Origin of the sequence: Limnospira sp. PMC 289.06 (genome assembly GCF_032350395.1) — a bacterium.
In the GTDB taxonomy this organism is placed as follows: Bacteria; Cyanobacteriota; Cyanobacteriia; order Cyanobacteriales; family Microcoleaceae; genus Limnospira; species Limnospira platensis.
On sequence record NZ_JARPLC010000250.1, the window covers coordinates 1 to 2,428 of the forward strand.

At 46.9% G+C, this 2,428-nt stretch carries 2 protein-coding genes and 1 pseudogene; 2 read left to right on the top strand and 1 reads right to left on the bottom strand.

Going from position 1 to position 2,428, the window contains the following annotated elements; genetic code table 11:
* A pseudogene (locus tag P5674_RS24115) lies at positions 1–183 on the top strand (hypothetical protein); the annotation flags it as partial.
* A gap of 477 nt (positions 184–660) precedes the next feature.
* Here P5674_RS24115 and P5674_RS24120 read toward each other — a convergent pair.
* Positions 661–1,224 carry a hypothetical protein gene (locus tag P5674_RS24120; RefSeq protein WP_006615990.1) on the bottom strand — a complete coding sequence of 188 codons (564 nt, stop codon included), beginning with the start codon at positions 1,222–1,224 and terminating at the stop codon, positions 661–663.
* Between the two features lie 695 nt (positions 1,225–1,919).
* Here P5674_RS24120 and P5674_RS24125 point away from each other — a divergent pair.
* Positions 1,920–2,156 (top strand): hypothetical protein, encoded by a 237-nt coding sequence (locus P5674_RS24125; RefSeq protein ID WP_286167396.1) that lies wholly within the window; start codon positions 1,920–1,922, stop codon positions 2,154–2,156.
* Positions 2,157–2,428 lie beyond the last annotated feature (272 nt).

Consider the following 2,428-nt stretch of genomic DNA (forward strand, 5'->3'; position numbering starts at 1 on the left):
CGGTGTGTCTTATGGCCTCAGAAGGTGCGTCACATCAGCAAGTTTTTCGTTTTCCTTTCCCAGTGGCTGATCGGATGTGACGCACCCTACGCGCAGCCTGGGGCGGGTGTAGGTAGTTGGCTGGTGAGGTGTGTGGCTGATCGCGCACCCGCCGGCCCCTACAGCACTCTGGGGCGGGTGTAGGTAGTTGGCTGGTTTTTCCCGTGGCCGATCGCGCACCCGCCCCTACAGGTAATTTTATCCCAAAAAATAAAAAAAAAATTATCCTTGCGCCCCCGCGCCACTTTTTTTTGGGGAACCCTTGCTTTTGGGCGGCGCTTCTGCTACTATATTACATAATGGGATAGTTGCAATTTTTTTATTAAAGTCATGCCTCCCATTATCTAAGATATGACTCCATCATATCCCGATTCGCTCGGCTTGTCAACCCCCTGGAGCGCTGACGGGCTGGGCTATTTTTTTTTTTGAAAAAATAAACATTAGTCGAGCAATGAAACTGCTTAAATTTGTTGTACCCGCTTTTGTTTAGACCGGAGATTGAGGCTCGGACGGTTAACAGTTTTTTATAGATAGTGGTGGTCATGATGGATTCCTTAGTCGTTGTGTTGGCGAGGTTGGGTGAAGGGAGGGATTAATCACCTTCCTGGAAGTTACCGAAAATTACCAGTTGGGTGGCACTTGGGAGTATTCATAATCACTGACCCAATCATCACTGATTAACCAGTTGTCGTCTGCGTCAAACTCAACACCCCCTTCAGAGTTGATCAAATCTCTAAGCTCCTCCCTATCGCCAAGTTCTAATACTTTGTGAATATGCTTACACTTGGGAATCCAGCGCGTTCCGGTTTCTAGGGTAAGTACATCACGGCTTTTACTCTGGAAATCAAAATCCTGGCAAGTGCAAGTTATTTCCTCTTCTTCGATGGACACTTCATAGGTGTCTCCCTGGGGATTAACAACAGCAAATTTATAGGGTTCATTGTGGGGGTATATTTCTAGCTTCCCGGTGTGGCGTTTCCTGAAGGTTTGGAAGTTTTGATGAAAAGATTTTTTACTGACAAACTTGGGTCTCAACCCGTGACCCTTTTTGAAAACAACAAAAATTACTTTCCACCAAATTTCAACCCTGGCAATAATTTGGTGAGAGCAACCACAAATCCGCGCGACGGCGGCTTTGCTGTACAAGATACTTGCCAAAGATTGGCTCTGTGTGGTAGCATACATATAGAATCCTCAACTGATGAGTTAATTGGTTCTTAACCGTTTTGAGAGATTTGATGGGTCAGAGCCGCTGCAACGGCTCTTTCCCTATCCCTCTGATAAGATTATACACAATAGTACCGAAAACGTGCAATTGTTTACAAAACTTTACAGAGGGTAAAAAAATGAAAAGAGGCAGAAGAGGCGTTTATGATCGAGTTGGCAATCCCAACTTTTTCACAGACAAGAATCCAAGTAAGCTGAAACAGGAAGGATCTCAACCCGCGAATATACTGTTTGGCATTAGAGTAGCTCAGGATTTAAAAGACAAACTTGCGGTTATACCTAAGCGAGAACTGCGGAGGGTTTTAACTGAGTTCGCTGATAGCTACCTAGCGAACCAAAATAACTGCAAGTAGTTGCACTTTACAAAAGAAACCGCGGCCGGATTGCACCGGGGCGGTTTTTGAGTTTAAGGGTCGATCGGTTACCTCTTGAGCGATCGCTTCTTGGTTGGGGGTTAGTCTATGTTAGTTAGTCGTCAAATTTAAGGATAGACCAATAACCTCGCCATTCTGCTCCGGGTGGCGTGTTCCAAAAAAATGGGAGGCTTCGGCCTCGATACGATACAAATTTTAGTTGTTGTTTCGCAAGGATGTCTAACAGCCCAAATTCAATTTTAACCCAGGTAACACTACCATGCAGAACCCTAGGGGCGGGTGTATATAGTTCCCGGTGTGTTTTATGGCGTGGGGGCGGGTGTATATAGTTCCCGGTGTGTCTTATGGCCTCAGAAGGTGCGTCACATCAGCAAGTTTTTCGTTTTCCTTTCCCAGTGGCTGATTGGATGTGACGCACCCTACGCGCAGCCAGGGGCGGGTGTAGAAAGTTGGCTGGTGAGGTGTGTGGCTGATCGCGCACCCGCCCGCCCCTACAGCACTCTGGGGCGGGTGTAGGTAGTTGGCTGGTGAGGTGTGTGGCCGATCGCGCACCCGCCCCTACAACTAATTTTATCCGAAAAAATAAAAAAAAAAATTATCCTTGCGCCCCCGCGCCACTTTTTTTTGGGGAACCCTTGCTTTTGGGCGGCGCTTCTGCTACTATATTACATAATGGGATAGTTGCAATTTTTTTATTAAAGTCATGCCTCCCATTATCTAAGATATGACTCCATCATATCCCGATTCGCTCGGCTTGTCAACCCCCTGGAGCGCTGACGGGCTGGGCT

What these genes read in the sequence shown, in the direction of transcription:
- P5674_RS24120 (WP_006615990.1), bottom strand. Translation starts at nt 1,224, where the DNA reads ATGTATGCTACCACACAGAGCCAATCTTTGGCAAGTATCTTGTACAGC.